This is a genomic window from Pseudaminobacter sp. Soil_N_29 (genome assembly GCF_057656055.1).
Window position 1 is genome coordinate 279,792 of the sequence record NZ_JBDGLC010000003.1, and the last position, 18,240, is coordinate 298,031.

Consider the following 18,240-nt stretch of genomic DNA (forward strand, 5'->3'; position numbering starts at 1 on the left):
GGAACGCCGGCCTAGCTTTTGGCCGGAGCGCCTTCCACGCGCTGCGGGTGGTTCTTGGCCCACCAGTCGCCGAGCAGCAGCAGGATCGGTGCCGCGATGAAGATCGACGAGGAGGTGGCGATGAAGACGCCGAACACCATCGGGATCGCGAAGTTCTCGACCGCGCTGCCGCCCCAGATCGCCATCGGCAGGATCGAGAGCAGGATCGCGACCGAGGTGTAGATGCATCGCGCGAACACCTGGTTGATGCTCATGTCGATGATCTGGCGCAGCGGCATCTTCTTGAAGAGGCGCAGGTTCTCGCGCATCCGGTCATAGACCACGACCTTGTCGTTCACCGAATAGCCGATGATCGTCAGCAGCGCGGCGATGGCCGTCAGGTTGAAGTCCAGCCCCATCAGCGCGAAGAAGCCGACCGCCTTGGTGGTGTCCAGTATCAGCGTGGCTATGGCTCCGAGTGCGAAGTTCCACTCGAACCGCCACCAGATATAGACCAGCATGGCCAGCGCCGAGAGCACCACGGCCAGCACGCCCGATTGCGCGAGCTCCCCGCTGACCTTCGGCCCGACGACGTCGACGCGGTCGAACTTGACGCCCGGATCGAGCTTCGAGACCGCTTCCTTGACCTTGGTCACGGCAGCCGTCTGCGCGGCCTCGCCGCCGTCCTGGCGCTGCACGCGGATCAGCACGTCGTTGTCGCCGCCGATCCTCTGCAGGGCCACTTCGCCCAGTTCGAGGCCGCTCAGCGTGCTGCGCAGCGAGGCCAGGTCGGCCGGCTGCGAAGTGGTGATCTCGACCTGGATGCCGCCCTTGAAGTCGATGCCGTAGTTCAGGCCCGGCTTGATGAACAGGCCGATCGACGCCAGCGACAGCAGGATCGACATGCCGATGCCGAGGAAGCGGGCGTTCATGAACGAGATCGACGTGTGGTCGGGGAAGAAGCGGACCAGCGGCTCGATGTGGATGGTCTTCATCTTCTGGCGGCGCACCACCGCAGTCATCAGCACCCTGACGACGGCCACGGCCGTGAACAGCGACAGGCATGTGCCGAGGATCATGGTGACGGCGAAACCGCGCACCGGGCCGGAGCCGAACATGAACAGCAGCGCGGTCACGATCAGCGAGGTGACGTTGGCGTCGACGATGGTGGAGAAGGCTCGCTTGAAGCCATGGTCCAGCGCGGCGAAGGCGCTGATGCCCTTCTTCGATTCCTCTCTTATTCGTTCGTTGATGAGAATGTTGGCGTCCACCCCGAAGCCGATGCCCAGGATGATACCGGCGATGCCGGGCAGGGTCAGCGTCGCACCGATGATGGCGAGGCCGCCAATGGTCATGATGAGGTGCAGCAGCAGACCGAAATTGGCGATCATGCCCCAGCTGCCGTAGAGCAGCACCATGAACACCACGACGGCCAGGAAGCCGGCGACGCCGGTGTAGAGGCCCATGCGGATGACGTCGCCGCCGAGATCGGGACCGACGGTGCGTTCCTCGATGACGGTCAGCGGCGCGGGCAGGGCGCCGGCGCGCAGCAGGGCCGACAGCACCGTCGTGTCTTCCACGGTAAAGCTGCCGCTGATCTGGCCCGAGCCGCCGGTGATCGGCTCGCGGATGACCGGCGCGCTAAGCACCTTGCCGTCAAGCACGATGGCGAAGGGCCGTCCGACATTGGCCTGGGTGATCTCGGCGAACTGGCGGGCGCCGACGCTGTCGAAGCGGAAGGAGACGATCGGCTCCTGGGTGGTCTGGTTGAAGCCCGCGCGGGCATCGGTCAGACGCTCGCCGCTGATCGCAACGCGGTCCTCAATTGGGTATTGCTGGTTGGTCTTGGCGTCCGGCAGCATGGACACGCCCGGAGGCAGCGGCTGGCCGGGCTCCACATTGGTGGCGACCATGTGGAATTCCATCTTGGCCGTGCTACCCAGCAGCTCGCGCAAGCGTGTCGGATCCTGCAGGCCTGGCAGCTGAACCAGGATGCGGTCGGAACCGACGCGCTGGATCGTCGGTTCGGCGACGCCGACCTGGTCGACGCGCTGGCGCACGATCTCCAGGCTCTGCTGGATCGCCGCGTCGATGCGGTCGCGGATGCCGGCTTCCGTCAGCACCAGCCTGATCTGCTTCTGCTGGGTGGTGACGTCGATGTCGGCCGTGCCCGCGCCGAAGCCGATGCCGCTGACGGGAGCGGCGAGCTTCTTCAGCACGTCGAGCGCCTGGGCGCGCTGGTTGTCGTCGTCGATGCTGATGACAACGGCATCGCCAGCCACGCGGGCCGACTGCACGGGGATGCGCTCCTTGCGCAGGGCACCGCGTGCATCGTCCAGCAGCGAGCGCAGCCGGTCGGTCTTCAGCGCATTGGCGTCGACTTCGAGCACGAGGTGGGAGCCGCCCTGAAGGTCGAGGCCGAGGGTGACCTGGTGCCTGAACCAGCTCGGCATCTTCTCGAGCATGGAGGGCGGCATGGCGCTTGGAAGGGCGGCGAAGATGCCGATAAGGATGATGACGACGTAAGACGCCACCACCCATTTGGAAGTTCGCATTGGTTCTGGTCCTGTCTATGCGCGATGCCGGTCGATCAGCCGGTCAATCCGCAGTCAATTTCAAAGCAGGTGGATCCTGTCGAGCGCGCGGCTCGCTCAAGCCGCAGCCGGCGGCGCGCGCGCGCGATGAGCTGCCGCCCAGACCTCGCGCAGACCCTGCGGAGCCTTGTCGCTCAGGCAAGGGCGGAATGTGGAAGCGACGCACCCTTGCGCCACGGGCAGGATGGCCGGGCCGGTGTCGCCGCCTGGAAGCTGCGATTTCAGCGCAAGGCCGCGCCATTCGGCAATCGCCACCAGCCGCTGGTGGCTGACAATGCTGGTGCGCTCGCCGCCCTGCTGGCCGGCGGCGCCGACGCTGTCGGCCTGCAGTCTCAGCCCGCGGGCAGGAGAAATCGCGCCTACCAGGCCATGAGCCGCGGCCGCCGCAACGACAAGCCACAGCAGGACGGCGGAAGCATATCCGCGTCCTGCAGGCGTGTGGGCGTTGCTGAACTTCATCGTGCCAGGTCGTTTCCTGCGGCTTCACCTTGCGCCCAAGTTTAGCATGGGGCAGCGGATGCTCCTACACCATTGCGGCGGAACTACCAACCCCATGCGCATCCTGAGGCGGGCTGATTGCCCGCCGCAAGGCCTACAGCAGGCGCGAAACAGCCTGGAAGAAGGCCAGGTTCTGCTTGTCCATTTCGTCGTCCACCGGCAGCGGCTGCGACGACATCTTGACCAGCACGACCTCGTTCGCCGGGTCGACATAGAGCCACTGGCCGTGGATACCGATGCCGCAATAGGGCTCGCCCTCGAAGCCGGTCTGGTACCATTTGTTGCGATAGCTGCCATTGGGCAGCAGGAAGGCGAAATCGCCCTTCTGCCATGCCTGGCGGTCGCCGCCCGTGGCAGTGTCCTTGACCCAGCTCTCGGGCAGGATGCGGCGGCCTTCGTAGACGCCGCCGCAGCGCATCATCTCGCCGACGCGGGCGAGGTCGCGCGCCGTGACCGAGACGCCGCCGGCCGCACGCGCGGTGCCTTCGCCGTCGACGGTCACGCGGCCGCCGCGCTTCGCACCCAGCGGTGCCCAAAGGCGCTCGACCATGAGGTCGGCATAACGGCTGCCGGAAGCGCGCTCGGCGATGACGCCGAGCAGGTCGGAGTTCGGCGAGCGATAGCGGAAGACCTCGCCGTGCTCGCCGGCGCCCTTGGAGATGGACATGATGAAAGGCAGCAGCTTCTCGCTGTCCGGGCCGTTGGTGTTGGGGTTCCAAAGCGTCGCGCGGCGATAGCGGGCAAAGGCGCTTTCGGGGTCGAGATAAAGCTCCTCGAAGTCGATTGTGCTGGTCATGTCCAGCACATGCTGCACCGTGGCGTCTGCAAAGGCCGTTCCTGCGGCCTCGGGGATGTAGCGCGTGACCGAGGCGGCGGGGTCGAGCAGACCATCGGCCTGGAGCGAGCCGGCGAGGATGGCCGTCAGCGACTTCGAGATGGAAAAGATAATGTGGCGTCCGCCCGGCTTCATGTGGGGCGCGTTGTAGTCGCCCAGGAAGCGGCCACGCTTCATGGCCACGAAAGCGTCGGTGTGGGTGCGCGCGAGGAAGGCGGAGACGGTTTCGGAGCCGGCGGGAGTGACCACGGTTTCGGCAAGCAGTTCCTTCAGGTCGCCGGCGGATGCTTCGGGCGCGTCGCCCGGGGCTGCGATCTCGGCGCTCGGCACCAGCTCGCCGACATTCTGGAAGGCCCAGCGGTTGTAGGGGTGGGTGCGCCAGTTCTCCAGCGTGACGTCGGAGCGGGCAAAGCCGAATTGGCGCGCGAAATCGGTCTGGGCGGTCATGTGTGCTGTCCGGGATGGGAAGGGGAGAGGAGCCGGCGCTCGCCGCGCGGCGAGGGGGAGCGGCCCGGCTGTGTGCCGGGCCGCGTTCATGCTGTTACTTCTGAAGCTCGGTCCAGATCTTGGTGTAGAGGTCGTGCACCTCGGGCGAGCAGGTCTCCAGGAATTCGCCGGCCGCCTGGTACTCTTCCGGCACGTTCAGCTCCGGAGCGCCCCTCATGTCCTCGGGCATGAACTCCTCGGAGCCCTTGATGCCGTTGGCGTATTTCGCGAAGGCGGAAATGAGCGCGGCGTTTTCGGGCGCCATGATGAAGTTCATGAACAGCTTGGCGTTCTCCGGGTTCTTGGCGTCCTTCAGCATGGCAATGCTGTCCATGAAGTAGGGGAAGCCTTCCTTCGGATAGCCGAAGCGAACGTCGGGGTTCTTTTCACGCGAGCGCATCGCCGCGCCGTTCCAGTAATAGGCTGCGCCGTAGTCGCGGCTGGCAAACTTTTCGATGGTGCCGTAGTCCATGGCGATCCATTTCGGCTTCGCCTCGGCCACCTTGTCGCGAACCTTCTTCAGCAACTCGCGATCATCGGTACACCACTTGCCGCCGAGATACCGGATGGTGGCGTAAAGGACGTCGTTCATCTCCGGCGCGACGTTGATCTTGCCTTCCAGCTCGGCCGGAGGATCGAGGAAGATGGCGGAGGTGTTGATGTCGCCCTTGTAGAGCGACGTGTCGACGATGATGCCGGTCAGGCCCCACTGCCAAGGCACGGTGTAGTGCCGGCCCGGATCCCACGGCACGTCCACCCAGCGCTCGTCCACGTTCTTGAAGTTCTCCATCTGGTCGGGGCGAGCCTCGGCGAGCAGGCCTTCCTTGACCCAGATCTGAACATAGTTCGCGGACGGCACGACGAGGTCGTAGCCGTGGCCGCCGGCGCGCACCTTGGCCAGCGCGGTGTCGTTGGAATCGTAGTCGGTTACGGTCACCTTGACCTTGTAGGTGTCCTCGAACTTCTTGATCAGTTCCGGGCTGGTGTAGTTGCCCCAGTTGTAGATGTTGAGTTCGCCTTCGGCCCAAGCCGCCCCGGCGGAAGCCGCGACGGTCATGGCCGTCGCCAGCGCTGTCAGTGTCCGTTTCATAGTTCCTCTCCCAATGTTTGGCGTCGAATTGTACTCACTGCGCCTTTTTCCGGTTCAGGAAGAAAAAGGCCGTCACGATTGCCACCGAGAGCGCCAGGAACACGGTGGCGATGGCGTTGATCTCGGGCGTGACGATGCGGCGAAGCTGGCCCAGCATGTAGGTGGGCAGCGTTTCCTGGCCGCCCGATTTGACGAATTCGGTAATGACCACGTCGTCGAGCGAGATAACGAAGGCAAGCATGAAGCCCGCTATGATGCCAGGCCGAAGCAGAGGCAGCGTGATGCGCCGGAATGTCATCCAGGGTGTGGCGTAAAGATCGGCAGCCGCCCGCTCGAGCATGAGGTCCATGCCTTCCAGCCGCGCCCGGATGGGCAGATAGGCGAAGGGAATGCAGAAGGCCGTATGCGCGGCGAGCAGGTAGCCGAGCCCCGAATAGCCCGTCCACACCTTGATGCGCGAGAAGACAATGAGCAGCGCCACCGCCGTGACGATCTCGGGCACCATGAGCGGCTGGTTGATGAAGGCGTATTTGAAGGTAAGGCCCCGGTAGGACCGCGTGCGGGTTGTCGCCAGCGCAGCCATGGTGGCCGCAATCGTCGAGATGGTTGCCGCCACGGTGGCGATGATGAGCGAGCGTTTCGCCGCGTCCTGCACGATGTCGTTGTTTGCAGCCGAGATGAACCAGCGCAGCGACACGCCTTCCCACACCGCGATCGAATTGCCGGCGTTGAACGCATAGGCGACCAGCGTCGCAATCGGCAGATAGAGCAGGAAGAAGGTGAACAGCGCGATCACCGCGAAGCCGGGTTGTGCGCGGATGTCGAAGCGCCTAGCCATTCCGTTCGGCTCCCGATCTGGTCGTGCTGCGGACGTAGAAGAGCAACGCGGTCATGACGAGCGCCATGAGCGTGATGGAGATGGCCGCGCCCAGCGGCCAGTTTCTGCCCTGGCCGAACTGGAGTTCGATCAGGTTGCCGAGCATCATGTTCTTGCCGCCTCCGAGCACGCGCGGCGTCACATAGGCGCCAAGCGAGGGAATGAAGACGAGGATGGAGCCGGCCACTATGCCGGGCATGACCAGCGGAATGATGATGCGCCGCAAGACCTTGAAGCGGCTGGCATAAAGGTCGTAGCCGGCCTCCACCAGCCGGAAATCCAGCTTGTCCATGGAGGCGTACAGCGGCAGGACCATCAGCGGCAGGTAGACATAGACCATGCCAAACAGGATCGCCGTGTCGGTGAACATGATCTGGATGGGCCGTTCGATGAGACCGAGCCAGACAAGCGTCGAGTTGATGATGCCTTCGTTGCGGATCACTTCCTGCATCGCGAAGGTGCGGATGAGCAGGTTGGTCCAGAACGGGATCGTTACCAGGAACAGCCACACCTCGCGCTTCTCTGCCGGTCGCGTGGCGATGAAATAGGCCGTGGGGAACCCGAACAGGAACGTCACCGCGGTGGTCACCAGCGAGAGGCGGACGGAGCGCCAGAAAATGGCGAGGTTGGCGTCGGCGAACGAAACCGTATCGTCGAAAATGTCGCGTTGAAGGAAGACCGAGAACCAGCCGTCGAGCGAGAACTCGCCGAACTTCACGTCCCCGTAATCGCCCTTCGCCATGAAGGAATAGGCCAGCATGATAAACAGCGGGCCGACAGCGGCGAAGAAGATGATCAGCAATGCCGGCGTCGAAAGCAGCCAGCGATTGCGCACGTCCTGCCTTTCGGCAGCCCTGACGATTTCCTGTGCGCTCGTCATCTGGTCAGTCCTTCAGGATCTGCGCGACGTCTTGGCCGAATTCGATGCCGACGCGATCCGCCTTGGCGAAGCCGTTATGGCCGTTGTGACCGTTGCGGCTGTTCTGCTGGCGCACGATGAAGGGCGTGCCGTCGTCGAGGCGCACGTGGAAATGCGTGTCGGTGCCGAGATAGACCACGTTCTCCACATGACCGAGATGGGCGGCAGCGCCGTTCGGCGCCGCCACGCGCGCATGCTCCGGCCTGACCACGATGGTGACCTTGCCTTGCGGGCTCAAGCCGGCAGGGCAGGTAGCCGGAATTTCCGCACCTGAGGAAAGCCGCACGGTGGCGCGGCCGTCGGCGGCCGACAGCACTTGCGCCTCGAGGAAATTGGTCTCGCCGATGAAGTCGGCGACAAAGCGCACCGCCGGGCGGTCGTAGATGTCCCAGGGCGAGCCGACCTGCAGGATCTTGCCCGCCGACATCACCGCGATGCGGTCCGACATCGTCAGCGCCTCTTCCTGGTCGTGGGTGACGAAGATGAAGGTGATTCCGGTCTCGTGCTGCAGGCGCTTCAGCTCGATCTGCATTTCCTTGCGCAGCTTGTAGTCCAGCGCTGAGAGCGGCTCGTCGAGCAGCAGGACCTTGGGGCTCGGCGCCAATGCGCGGGCCAACGCTACGCGCTGCTGCTGTCCGCCGGAAATCTGGCTGGTCTTGCGGTCCTTCAGCGCCTCCATGCGCACAAGCCGGAGCATCTCGGCGACGCGCGCCTGGATCTCCGCCTTGGGCTTGCCCAGCATCTCCAGGCCAAATGCGATGTTCTGGCCGACCGTCATGTGCGGGAACAGCGCGTAGCTCTGGAACACGGTGTTGACCGGCCGCTTGAAGGGCGGCAGCGGGGCGATGTCCTGGCCGTAGAGCATGATCTGGCCGTCGGTCGGGAAATCGAAGCCGGCGATCAGCCTGAGCAGGGTGGTCTTGCCGCAGCCGGACGGCCCCAGAAGGGTGAAGAACTCGTTTTCGCGGATTGATACGGAAACGTCGTCGAGCGCCGCGACCTGGCCCTCTCCCGTACCGAACAGTTTGCTGACGCCGCGGACTTCAATCGCATTCTTATCCGGCATTTCCGGCACGCGTTCCCCTTTTTTCGCTCGCTCTTTCGGCGACGCATTTCTGGCCAATTGTCATCACATGCCGTTGGCATTGGCAACTGGCCGACTGAACAAAGATTCAAGTGGATGCGTAGTTCAGGCCGCTTGTTTCTGAGCTTGGATTGTGATGCGGCCGCCGCAGATCTTAGTGACCGGGCGATGATCGGGCATGTGCTCGACCCATGTTTCGCCAGTCATTGAAGCCCGCATGGCCGCGGTCGGATCAGATCGGCACAGGATGTCATGTCGTTCTCCGTGATCCGAGCAGGCTAGCAATCCCCGGAAAGTTGAGATGATGCCAGAAGCGGCGCTGCGCTTGGCACAGGCCTGCCCTTGTGGAAAGGCGGGGCATCCGGCTAGGGTCACGCCCCGAACCACCATGGGGATACTGAATGAAGACGATCTTTTCTCCGCTGCACGCGGGTCATGCCGGACAGATGGAACTGGTTGCCGGCGAGATCGTGCCGGGCTTCGAAAAGCCCTCGCGCGCCGAATACATCAAGGCACGGGTCGAGAGCGAGAAGCTGGGCCCGATCCTGGCGCCGAAGGAGCATACGCTGGATGCCGCCAAGCGCGTGCATGCCGCCGACTATATCGATTTCCTGCCGACGGTCTGGCCTCTGTGGCAGGAGGCGGGCTATCCGGGCTCGGCCATGGCGTTCACCTGGCCCACGCGCGGCCTGCGCGGCGACGTGCGCCCGACGCGGATCGACGCGGCTCTGGGCTATTATTCCTTCGATGCGGGCGCGACCTTCACCAAAGGCACGTGGGATGCCATCAAGTCTTCCTATGATGTGGGGCTGACCGCGGCCGAGGTGGTGAAGGCCGGCGAGCGGGCGGCCTTTGCGCTCTGCCGTCCGCCCGGGCATCATGCCGGCGCTGCCTTCATGGGCGGCTACTGCTTCATCAACAATGCGGCCGTGGTGGCGCAGTGGTATCGCGACCAGGGTGCGGCCCGCGTGGCGATCCTCGACGTCGACTACCACCACGGCAACGGTACCCAGGAAATCTTCTACGAGCGCGACGACGTGCTGGTGGTGAACCTGCACGGCGACCCCAACACCGAATATCCGTTCTTCCTCGGCCATGCCGACGAGCGCGGCGCCGGCAAGGGCGAGGGCTTCAACGTGAACTATCCGATGGCGCCCGGAACGCCGTGGGACAAGTGGAACGAGGCCTTGGAAGACGCCTGCAAGAAGGTCGCTGCCTATGCGCCCGACGTGGTGGTCGTGTCGCTCGGCGTCGACACCTTCGAGAAGGACCCGATCAGCCAGTTCAAGCTGAAGAGCGAGGATTATCCCAAGATCGGGCAGCGCATCGCCAGGCTCGGCCTGCCGACGCTTTTCGTCATGGAAGGCGGCTATGCGGTCGAGGAAATTGGCATTAATGCCGTCGGCGTGCTGACGGGCTTCGAGGACGCCTAACATAAACGGGGGCGCTGCGGCGCCCCAATCCTGCGGAAGATCTTTGACCAGATCGGAACGGAAACCATGAGCAATCATCTGAAATTCTACATCGACGGCGAATGGGTTGCGCCGGTGAAGCCGGCCACGCTGGACGTCATCGACCCGTCGACCGAAGAAGCCTACACCACGATCTCGCTCGGCTCGAAGGCCGATGTCGACAAGGCGGTGGCTGCTGCTCGCGCCGCCTTCGCCAGCTTCTCGCAGACCACGCGGGAAGAGCGCCTGGCGCTGCTGAAGAAGGTGCTGGAAATCTACAACCGGCGCTATGAGGACGTGGCGCAGGCGATCTCGCAGGAAATGGGCGCGCCGATCACCTGGGCGCGCGAGGCGCAGGCCGCTGCCGGCCAGGTGCATATGGAATCCACCATCAAGGCGCTGGAAGACTACGAGTTCAGCCATCTGCGCGGCACCACCATGGTGGTGAAGGAGCCGATCGGCGTCTGCGCGCTGATCACGCCGTGGAACTGGCCGCTCAACCAGATCGTCTGCAAGGTGGCCCCGGCCATCGCGGCGGGGTGCACCGTGGTGCTGAAGCCGTCCGAGATCGCGCCGATCAGCGGCATCGTCTTCGCCGAAATCATGCATGAGGCCGGCGTGCCGAAGGGCGTATTCAACCTCGTCAACGGCAACGGCCCGGATGTCGGCCAGGTTATGGCCGAGCACCCGGATGTCGACATGGTGTCCTTCACCGGCTCGACGCGCGCCGGCGTGCTGGTCGCCAAGGCGGCGGCCGACACGGTCAAGCGCGTGGCGCAGGAACTGGGCGGCAAGAGCGCCAACATCATCCTGCCCGATGCCGACTTCGAGCATGCCGTGCGTGAGGGCGTGAACGCCTGCTTCGGCAACACCGGCCAGTCTTGCGATGCGCCCACGCGCATGCTGGTTCCCGCCTCCCGTCACGACGAGGCGCTGGAAGTGGCGAAGGCCGCAGCCGAAGCCCACAAGACCGGCGATCCGCGCTCGACCGAGACGCAGCTCGGCCCGGTCGTCAGCCAACTCCAGTACGACAAGATCCAGGGGCTGATCGAAACCGGCATCGCTGAAGGCGCCAAGCTGGTGGCCGGCGGCCTCGGCCGCCCCGAGGGCCTGAACCGCGGCTATTACATCCGCCCCACCGTGTTCGGCCATGTCACGCCCGACATGACGATTGCGCGCGAGGAAATCTTCGGGCCGGTTCTCTCCGTCATCTCCTATCAGGACGAAGACGACGCGGTGCGGATCGCCAACGACACGGTCTACGGCCTTGCCGCCTACATCCAGTCGCAGAACATCGAGAACGCGCGCCGCGTGGCCTCGAAGATGCGCGCTGGCTCGGTCTATCTGAACTATCCCGACTGGGACACGCACGCGCCCTTCGGCGGCTACAAGCAGTCGGGCAACGGTCGCGAATATGCCGACTGGGGCATCCACGACTTCCTCGAGATCAAGGGCATCGTCGGCTACGCCGGCTAATTGCCATTGGGCGCGGCGGTGGAAACGCCGCCGCGCCTGAACTACTGCTCCCCGTGAGCGGAGAAGGCGGGCGAACCCGCCCCTCTGGGCGCATCCGCAGCGTTCGTCCACGGATCGTTGTCGTACTGCCTGTTGAGAGGCCGAGGCATGGGTCCCCGGAACCTCCGCACTTCGCTCCGCTCGTGCTTCGGCCCGAGGACGACGGGGAGGTGGGGGCTTCGGCGTGGAAAATTTGCGCAAGCGGTTTTTCCCGCCGTCGTCCTCGGGCCCCGAGCGAAGCGATGGGGTTCCGGGGACCCATGCCTCAACAGCAGTGCACCCAGAGGCCATTACGAATGTGCGGTGTGAAGTAACTTGGCGATGGCTCGCTGGAGCCTGCTTTGCCGTGTACGAAGCCCAAAAAGAAAACACCCGCCAGGGGAGGAGGTCCGGCGGGTGTCTCTAAAGGTGGTCGACAATCGGGAGGAGGTGAAAGTCGACCGTATCCGGATTGGCCTGGGAGGAGGAAAGGCCGCTCCGAAATCGCGTCCCGTAAATGCGCCCTTTCGGCCGCGAAGACAATCGTCAATGGTGCATGGCAGCCTTGCAAAATTGTGCGATGCAACATTCTGCCGCACTGATGTTGCGATGCGAGATGGGCGAGGCGAGGCGGAGTGGGGGTAGATCGCGGCATATGCGGTTGTCCTGCCCTCAAGGGGAAGGCCGCACTCAAATATGAACCGCGTGCCCAAGCGCCTTCAGCGCCGCTTCCTGGAAGGCTTCGCCTTGGGTCGGATGAGCATGGATCGTGCCCGCGATGTCTTCCAGCCGCGCGCCCATCTCGATCGCCAGGCCGAAGGCGGCGGAGAGTTCCGAGACGTGCTGGCCGACCGCCTGGATGCCGAGCACCAGATGGTTGTCGGCCCGCGCCACCACGCGCACGAAGCCGGCTTCGCCCTGCATGGTCAGGGCTCGGGCGTTGGCGGTGTAGGGGAACTGGCCAACCTTGATCTCGTGGCCCTGCGCGCGCGCTTCTTCGGGGGATAGCCCGGCAGTCACCACCTCCGGGTCGGTGAAGCAGATGGCCGGAATGCAGCGCTTGTCCCACGAGCGCCGGTTGCCGGCGACGATCTCGGCCACCATCTCGCCCTGCGCCATGGCGCGGTGTGCCAGCGTCGGCTCGCCGGTGACGTCGCCGATGGCATAGACGCCGCGCATGGAGGTGCGGCACTGGCTGTCGACGCGCAGGAATTTTCCCGCGCGGTCGAGGTCGAGCTCTTCCAAACCCCAGCCTTCCATCACCGGCTTGCGGCCGACCGTGACGAGAATCTTGTCCGCGGGAAGCTCCTGTTCCTGGCCGTCGGCCGTTTCCACGATGAGGGCGTCGCCCTTGGCCGAAAGGCCCTTTGCCTTCGCCTCGGTCAGCACGGTCACGCCAAGCTCGCCGAGCCGCTTTGCCACCGGCCGGGTCAGCTCGGCGTCATATTGCGGCAGGATGCGCGGCAGGGCTTCTACCACCGTCACCTTGGAGCCGAATTTCGCGAAGGCGGTGCCGAGTTCCAGCCCGATATAGCCGCCCCCCACGACCACCAGCCTTTCGGGTACCTTCATCAGGGAGAGTGCTTCAGTCGAGGAAATCACCGGCCCGCCGAAGGGCAGGGCCGGCAGTTCCATCGGCGTGGAGCCGGTGGCGATGACCACCGTCTCGGCGCGGATCACCTGCGTGCCGGTCTCGGTCTCGACCTCCACCGTCTTGCCGTCGCGGAATTTTCCGCGGCCATGCACGATCTTCACGCCGGCCTTCTTCAACAGGCCGACCACGCCGTTGTTGAGGCGACCGACCACGCCGTTCTTCCAGGTCATGGTCTTGGCGAGGTCGAGCTTGGGTGCTTCGACGGTAATGCCGAGCGTGCCCTTGCCGTTGCCGTTGGCCATGCGCACGGTCTTTTCGAATTCGTCGGCGGCGTGGATCAGCGCCTTGGACGGGATGCAGCCGATGTTGAGGCAGGTGCCGCCGGCTTTCTCCATCTCCACGATCACCGTGTCGATGCCGAGTTGGCCCGCGCGGATGGCGCAGACATAGCCGCCCGGGCCTGCTCCGATCACCAGAAGCTTGCAGGAGATGTCTTTCATGAGTGTGTTGCCTCCCGATCAAGGAGGCATACGCGCTCTACGTTGCCCCCCTCTGTCCTGCCGGACATCTCCCCCACGAGGGGGGAGATTGGATGTCGCATCGGATTTCGCCAATCTCCAACGTTGCCAAAGAAGCGGTAAGGCTGCGGCCGGCTGATCTCCCCCCTTGTGGGGGAGATGCCCGGCAGGGCAGAGGGGGGCGCGAAGGAACTAGGCGTCTCAGGTTTCAACGCATCGGTATATTCGCGAGCCATCCTCACCCCTCGACGAAAATCAGGGCCGGCGTCTCCAGCAGCGTTTTTATGCGCTGGATGAAGACGGCGGCATCCCAGCCGTCGACCACGCGGTGGTCGAAGCTCGACGAGAGATTCATCATCTTGCGCGGGATAAACTGGCTGCCGTCCCACACCGGCCGCACCATGATCTTGTTGACGCCGACGATCGCCACTTCCGGGTGGTTGATGACTGGCGTGGTGACGACGCCGCCCATCGCGCCGAGCGAGGTGATGGTGATGGTCGAGCCCGAAAGCTCCTCGCGTGTGGCCGTGCCTGCCTTGGCGGCGTCGGCCAGGCGACTCAGCTCGGCCGCGCAATCCCAGATGTCGCGCGCCTCGGCATGGTGCACCACGGGCACCATCAGGCCGCCCGGGGTCTGGGTGGCGATGCCGACATGCACGCCGCCATATTGATGCACCACGCCCGCCTCGTCGTCGAAGATGGCGTTGACATTGGGCTGGTCGGCAATGGCTTTCACCATGGCCCGCATCAGGAAGGGCAACAGCGTCAGCTTCGGCTGGTCGGCCCGCTTTTGATTGTTGAGCGCCGCCCGCAGATCTTCCAGCGCGGTGACGTCGATCTCCTCGACATAGGTGATGTGCGGGATGCGCGACTTCGCCACCGCCATCTTCTCGGCGATGCGGCGGCGCAGGCCCACCACCTTGATGTCTTCCACCGTCGTGTTCCGGATGAGGCCGGGCGCCGGGGTGGGGGCGATCTGTGGGCCACGCGCGAGGAATGCGTCGATGTCCTCATGGGTGATGCGCCCGGCCGGGCCTGTGCCCGGCACCTGGCGCAGGTCGATGCCGGCTTCCTGCGCGCGCAGGCGAACGGCGGGCGCGGCGATCGGCTTTTCGCCCTCGGCACGGGGCGCGCCGGCCGGCTTAGCCCTACCCCTAACCCCTCCCCACAAGGGGGAGGGGGATGGCATCGCGCCTGTCACCTGGGGGGGCTCTTTAACTTGAGTGGTTTTAACCGGGGCAATTTCAACCGGGGCTGCAATCGGTTCCCCTCCCCCTTGTGGGGAGGGGCCAGGGGTGGGGGTGCGTCCCGCCGGTTGTGCTTCGGCTTCGCCCTCCACCTTCAACCGGATCAGCGGCGAGCCCACCGCGATCACGTCGCCGATCTCGCCGCCCAGCCAGGTGATCTCCCCATGCACGGGTGAAGGTATCTCCACGGTCGCCTTGTCGGTCATCACGGCGGCCAGCATCGTGTCCTCGCGCACCAGGTCGCCCACCTTGACGTGCCATTCCACCAACTCGGCCTCGGCCACGCCTTCGCCGACGTCCGGAAGCTTTATGACGTGCTCGGCCATGCTCACGCCTCCATGGTTTCGCGCATCGCCTGCCCGAGGCGGGCGGGGCCGGGAAAATAGTCCCACTCCTGTGCGTGCGGGTAGGGTGTGTCCCAGCCGGTCACGCGGGCGATGGGCGCTTCGAGATGGTAGAAGCAGTGCTGCTGCACCAGTGCGGCCAGTTCCGCGCCGAAGCCGGAAGTCAGCGTCGCCTCGTGCACGATCACGCAGCGCCCGGTCTTGTTCACAGAGGCGACGATGGTTTCGAGGTCGAGTGGCAGCAGCGTGCGCAGGTCGATAATCTCTGCGTCGACGCCGGTTTCCTCGGCCGCGGCTTCGGCCACATAGACCATGGTGCCATACGCCAGGATGGTCAGTTCCGAGCCTTCGCGGCGCACCGAAGCCTTGCCGAGCGGCACGACGAAATGGCCGTCCGGCACTTCGCCCAGCGGGTGCTTCGACCACGGCGTTACCGGCCGTTCGTGGTGGCCGTCGAAGGGGCCGTTGTAGAGCCGCTTGGGCTCCAGGAAGATCACCGGGTCGGGGTCTTCGATCGCGGCGATCAACAGCCCCTTGGCGTCATAAGGGTTTGACGGCACCACCACCTTCAGGCCGGAAACGTGGGTGAACAGCGCTTCCGGGCTCTGGCTGTGTGTCTGGCCACCGAAAATTCCGCCTCCGGTGGGCATGCGCACCACGATGGGGCAGGTGAATTCGCCATTGGAGCGATAGCGCAGACGCGCAGCTTCCGAGACGATCTGGTCGTAGGCGGGGTAGACATAGTCGGCGAACTGCACCTCCACGCAGGGGCGAAGACCGTAGGCCGCCATGCCGATCGCAGCGCCCACGATGCCCGATTCGCTGATCGGCGCATCGAAGCAGCGGGTCTTGCCGTATTTCTGCTGCAACCCTTGCGTGCAGCGAAACACGCCGCCGAAATAGCCGACATCCTCGCCGAACACGACGACGGTGTCGTCGCGCGCCATCGACACGTCCATGGCGCTGCGGATCGCCTCGATCATGGTCATCCTGGCCATGGTCTACACCCCCGCTTCCTGCCGCTGGCGCCGCAGATGCGGCGGCATCTCGGCATAGACGCCTTCGAACATGTCGCGCGTGGAGGGCTTGCCGCCCGCATGCAGCGTGCCGTGGCTCTCGGCTTCCTTCTGCGCGGCGATGACGGCGTCGAGGATTTCGGCCTCCGCCTGCTTGTGGCGCTCTTCCGACCAGACGCCCTTGAGGATCAGGTGGTTCTTCAGGCGCAGCACCGGATCGCCTAGCGGCCAGGCCGATGACTCCTCCTTTGGCCGATAGGCGGAGGGATCATCAGAGGTCGAATGCGCGCCGACGCGATAGGTGACATATTCCACCAGCGTCGGCCCGAGATTGCTGCGCGCCCGCTCGGCTGCCCATTTGGCCACCGCGTGCACGGCCAGATAGTCGTTGCCGTCGACGCGCAGTGCCGGAATGCCGAAGCCCAGCCCGCGCGCCGCAAAAGTGCCGGAGCCGCCCCGGGCGATGCCCTGGAAGGTGGATATCGCCCACTGGTTGTTGACGATGTTGAGGATGACCGGCGCCTTGTAGGTGGAGGCGAACACAAGTGCTGCGTGGAAGTCGCTCTCGGCGGTCGCGCCATCGCCCACCCAGCCGACGGCGATCTTCGTGTCGTTTTTGATGGCCGAGGCCATCGCCCAGCCCACCGCCTGGATATATTGCGTGGTCAGGTTGCCGGAGATCGAGAAGAAGCCGTGCTCCTTCGACGAATACATGACCGGCAGCTGGCGGCCCTTCAGCGGGTCGCGCTCGTTGGAAAAAATCTGGTTCATCATGTCGACCATCGGATAGCCGCCCGCGATCAGCAGGCCGGCTTGCCGATAGGTCGGAAAGTTCATGTCGCCGGGGGCAAGCGCCTTTCGGAAGGCGCAGCTCACCGCTTCCTCGCCCATGTGCTGCATGTAGAACGAGGTCTTGCCCTGCCGCTGCGCCATCAGCATGCGCGCGTCGAAGGTTCGGAGGGTCATCATGTCGCGAAGCCCCTGCAAGAGCTCCTCGTCGGTCAGCGTGCCGGCCCAGGAGCCGACGGCCTCGCCCTCGCGGTTCAGCACGCGGATGATGGAGTAGGCAAGGTCGCGGATTTCCCTTGGATCGACGTCGATCGCGGGGCGCGGCACGGAGCCGGCCTTGGGGATGGGGACGTTGGAGAAGTCCGGCGTGCCGCCGGGGCGAACCTCAGGCTCTGGAACGTGAAGGCTGAGCGGTCCATGTTCGGTCATGCGGCCAATTCCTCCCGGTTCCGGTTGGCCAAGACACTCGACACCGCCATTCTTTCCACCGCACCGGGTGGCAATCAACCCCTGCGGCCAGCCGCAGGGCGCTCTGGACCAATGCGCCGGGGTGCTGTTTCACCCAAGCCGAAACTTTATGAGTCGCTCTAGGCGCGTCTGCTTCTTTCGTGTCGGTGCGAGAATTTCGAACAGCGTTTCATGTCTTGCTGGCCCATTGCATTTTTTACTCACATGAGAAACTTTTTCCTATCCGTTACTGCCAGTGGCTCATCTGAACAAATGCATCTAAGCTATGAGCCGGAGAGGGGAGAGGAGTCCGACATGCCTGCCTTGCTGCCGCCGCTTTACCAGGGCCATGCACCGATCATGCTTCACCAGGCGTTTCACGATGCGCTGGAAGCCTATGAGGAGTGGCGGCTCGATGCGCCGGAGCCTTGCGTCGAAGTAGAAGGCAGGAGCGTGGCCATAAGCGCCGTCTTCGGCCGGATGCGTTCCTGCACCGACCTCATCCCCGTCCGCACACTGGATGCGCTGCATGATATTGTCGGCAAGGCGGCGCGGGAACTGGGCGAAGAGCAGGTCACCTATGCACATGCCGCGTTGCTGTTGCGGGCCTTGTGCGTGGAGCGACTCAAGGGCTGAGCTGATTTTTCCGAGTTTTCAGATTTGCGGAATTTTTGAAACCAGGTTTCTAGCAGAAAGAATTCTTGGAAAAAAAATCTCGATTCGCCACGGAAAATCGCAATCGACAAAATCTACAAAACTCATAGACTATTCGGGATCATGGAGGTCTCGATGGCTCGCAGCTTGCAGTCCACGGCAAAATGGCACCGCGCCCGCACGTCGCTGGCCATTCGCCGCCGCGGTTTCCGCTTCGGGCTGGAGATCCTGATTTTCGCGCTTGCCGTCGGTTTTGCAGCGGCGCTGGTGTTCGGCCTCATCGGCTGACCGATACAAGGGAGGCGCCCGTCAGGCGCCGCTGGC

At 64.4% G+C, this 18,240-nt stretch carries 15 protein-coding genes; 4 read left to right on the plus strand and 11 right to left on the minus strand.

From position 1 onward, the window contains the following. Positions 1 to 11: 11 nt before the first annotated feature. The 7 genes from secD to AC3A4H_RS10020 all read right to left on the minus strand — a co-directional run bounded on the left by secD (position 12) and on the right by AC3A4H_RS10020 (position 8,353). Entirely contained in the window at positions 12 to 2,534 is a 2,523-nt protein-coding gene (secD, locus tag AC3A4H_RS09990; RefSeq protein WP_487766554.1) for a protein translocase subunit SecD, read from the minus strand. A gap of 96 nt (positions 2,535 to 2,630) precedes the next feature. Then, on the minus strand, positions 2,631 to 3,032 hold the full coding sequence (locus AC3A4H_RS09995) for a hypothetical protein (protein ID WP_348777440.1): 402 nt from the start codon (positions 3,030 to 3,032) through the stop codon (positions 2,631 to 2,633). A gap of 133 nt (positions 3,033 to 3,165) precedes the next feature. After that, complete coding sequence (locus AC3A4H_RS10000) at positions 3,166 to 4,353, minus strand: serine hydrolase domain-containing protein (protein ID WP_487766555.1); 1,188 nt, start codon at positions 4,351 to 4,353, stop codon at positions 3,166 to 3,168. A gap of 94 nt (positions 4,354 to 4,447) precedes the next feature. Beyond that, positions 4,448 to 5,482 (minus strand): ABC transporter substrate-binding protein, encoded by a 1,035-nt coding sequence (locus AC3A4H_RS10005; RefSeq protein WP_487766556.1) that lies wholly within the window; start codon positions 5,480 to 5,482, stop codon positions 4,448 to 4,450. Positions 5,483 to 5,516: 34 nt separating this feature from the next. After that, positions 5,517 to 6,320: an ABC transporter permease gene (locus AC3A4H_RS10010; protein WP_487766557.1), complete on the minus strand. Its 804-nt coding sequence runs from the start codon at positions 6,318 to 6,320 to the stop codon at positions 5,517 to 5,519. Next, a complete protein-coding gene (locus tag AC3A4H_RS10015) occupies positions 6,313 to 7,239 on the minus strand; it encodes an ABC transporter permease (RefSeq protein WP_487766558.1) in 927 nt (308 codons plus the stop codon). The genes AC3A4H_RS10010 and AC3A4H_RS10015 overlap by 8 nt, the downstream gene beginning before the upstream one ends. Positions 7,240 to 7,243: 4 nt before the next feature. Then, a complete protein-coding gene (locus AC3A4H_RS10020) occupies positions 7,244 to 8,353 on the minus strand; it encodes an ABC transporter ATP-binding protein (RefSeq protein WP_487766559.1) in 1,110 nt (369 codons plus the stop codon). Between the two features lie 410 nt (positions 8,354 to 8,763). Here AC3A4H_RS10020 and AC3A4H_RS10025 point away from each other — a divergent pair, with 410 nt between their 5' ends. Continuing rightward, a complete protein-coding gene (locus AC3A4H_RS10025) occupies positions 8,764 to 9,795 on the plus strand; it encodes a histone deacetylase family protein (protein ID WP_487766560.1) in 1,032 nt (343 codons plus the stop codon). A 66-nt stretch (positions 9,796 to 9,861) separates the two neighbouring features. Next, positions 9,862 to 11,289, plus strand: a complete 1,428-nt coding sequence (locus tag AC3A4H_RS10030; RefSeq protein WP_487766561.1) for an aldehyde dehydrogenase family protein — start codon at positions 9,862 to 9,864, stop codon at positions 11,287 to 11,289. A 708-nt stretch (positions 11,290 to 11,997) separates the two neighbouring features. Here the strand turns inward: AC3A4H_RS10030 and lpdA are convergent. The 4 genes from lpdA to AC3A4H_RS10050 form a co-directional block, all read right to left on the minus strand. Further along, a complete protein-coding gene (lpdA, locus tag AC3A4H_RS10035; protein WP_487766562.1) occupies positions 11,998 to 13,401 on the minus strand; it encodes a dihydrolipoyl dehydrogenase in 1,404 nt (467 codons plus the stop codon). Between the two features lie 256 nt (positions 13,402 to 13,657). Beyond that, positions 13,658 to 14,992, minus strand: a complete 1,335-nt coding sequence (locus AC3A4H_RS10040; RefSeq protein ID WP_487766563.1) for a dihydrolipoamide acetyltransferase family protein — start codon at positions 14,990 to 14,992, stop codon at positions 13,658 to 13,660. 2 nt (positions 14,993 to 14,994) lie between these two features. Beyond that, complete coding sequence (locus AC3A4H_RS10045; RefSeq protein ID WP_487766564.1) at positions 14,995 to 16,008, minus strand: alpha-ketoacid dehydrogenase subunit beta; 1,014 nt, start codon at positions 16,006 to 16,008, stop codon at positions 14,995 to 14,997. Positions 16,009 to 16,011: 3 nt separating this feature from the next. Further along, a complete protein-coding gene (locus AC3A4H_RS10050; RefSeq protein ID WP_487766565.1) occupies positions 16,012 to 17,244 on the minus strand; it encodes a thiamine pyrophosphate-dependent enzyme in 1,233 nt (410 codons plus the stop codon). 333 nt (positions 17,245 to 17,577) lie between these two features. Here AC3A4H_RS10050 and AC3A4H_RS10055 point away from each other — a divergent pair, with 333 nt between their 5' ends. Continuing rightward, entirely contained in the window at positions 17,578 to 17,898 is a 321-nt protein-coding gene (locus tag AC3A4H_RS10055) for a BRA0787 family protein (protein WP_348777428.1), read from the plus strand. A gap of 153 nt (positions 17,899 to 18,051) precedes the next feature. After that, positions 18,052 to 18,204 (plus strand): hypothetical protein, encoded by a 153-nt coding sequence (locus tag AC3A4H_RS10060; protein WP_348777427.1) that lies wholly within the window; start codon positions 18,052 to 18,054, stop codon positions 18,202 to 18,204. Positions 18,205 to 18,240 lie beyond the last annotated feature (36 nt).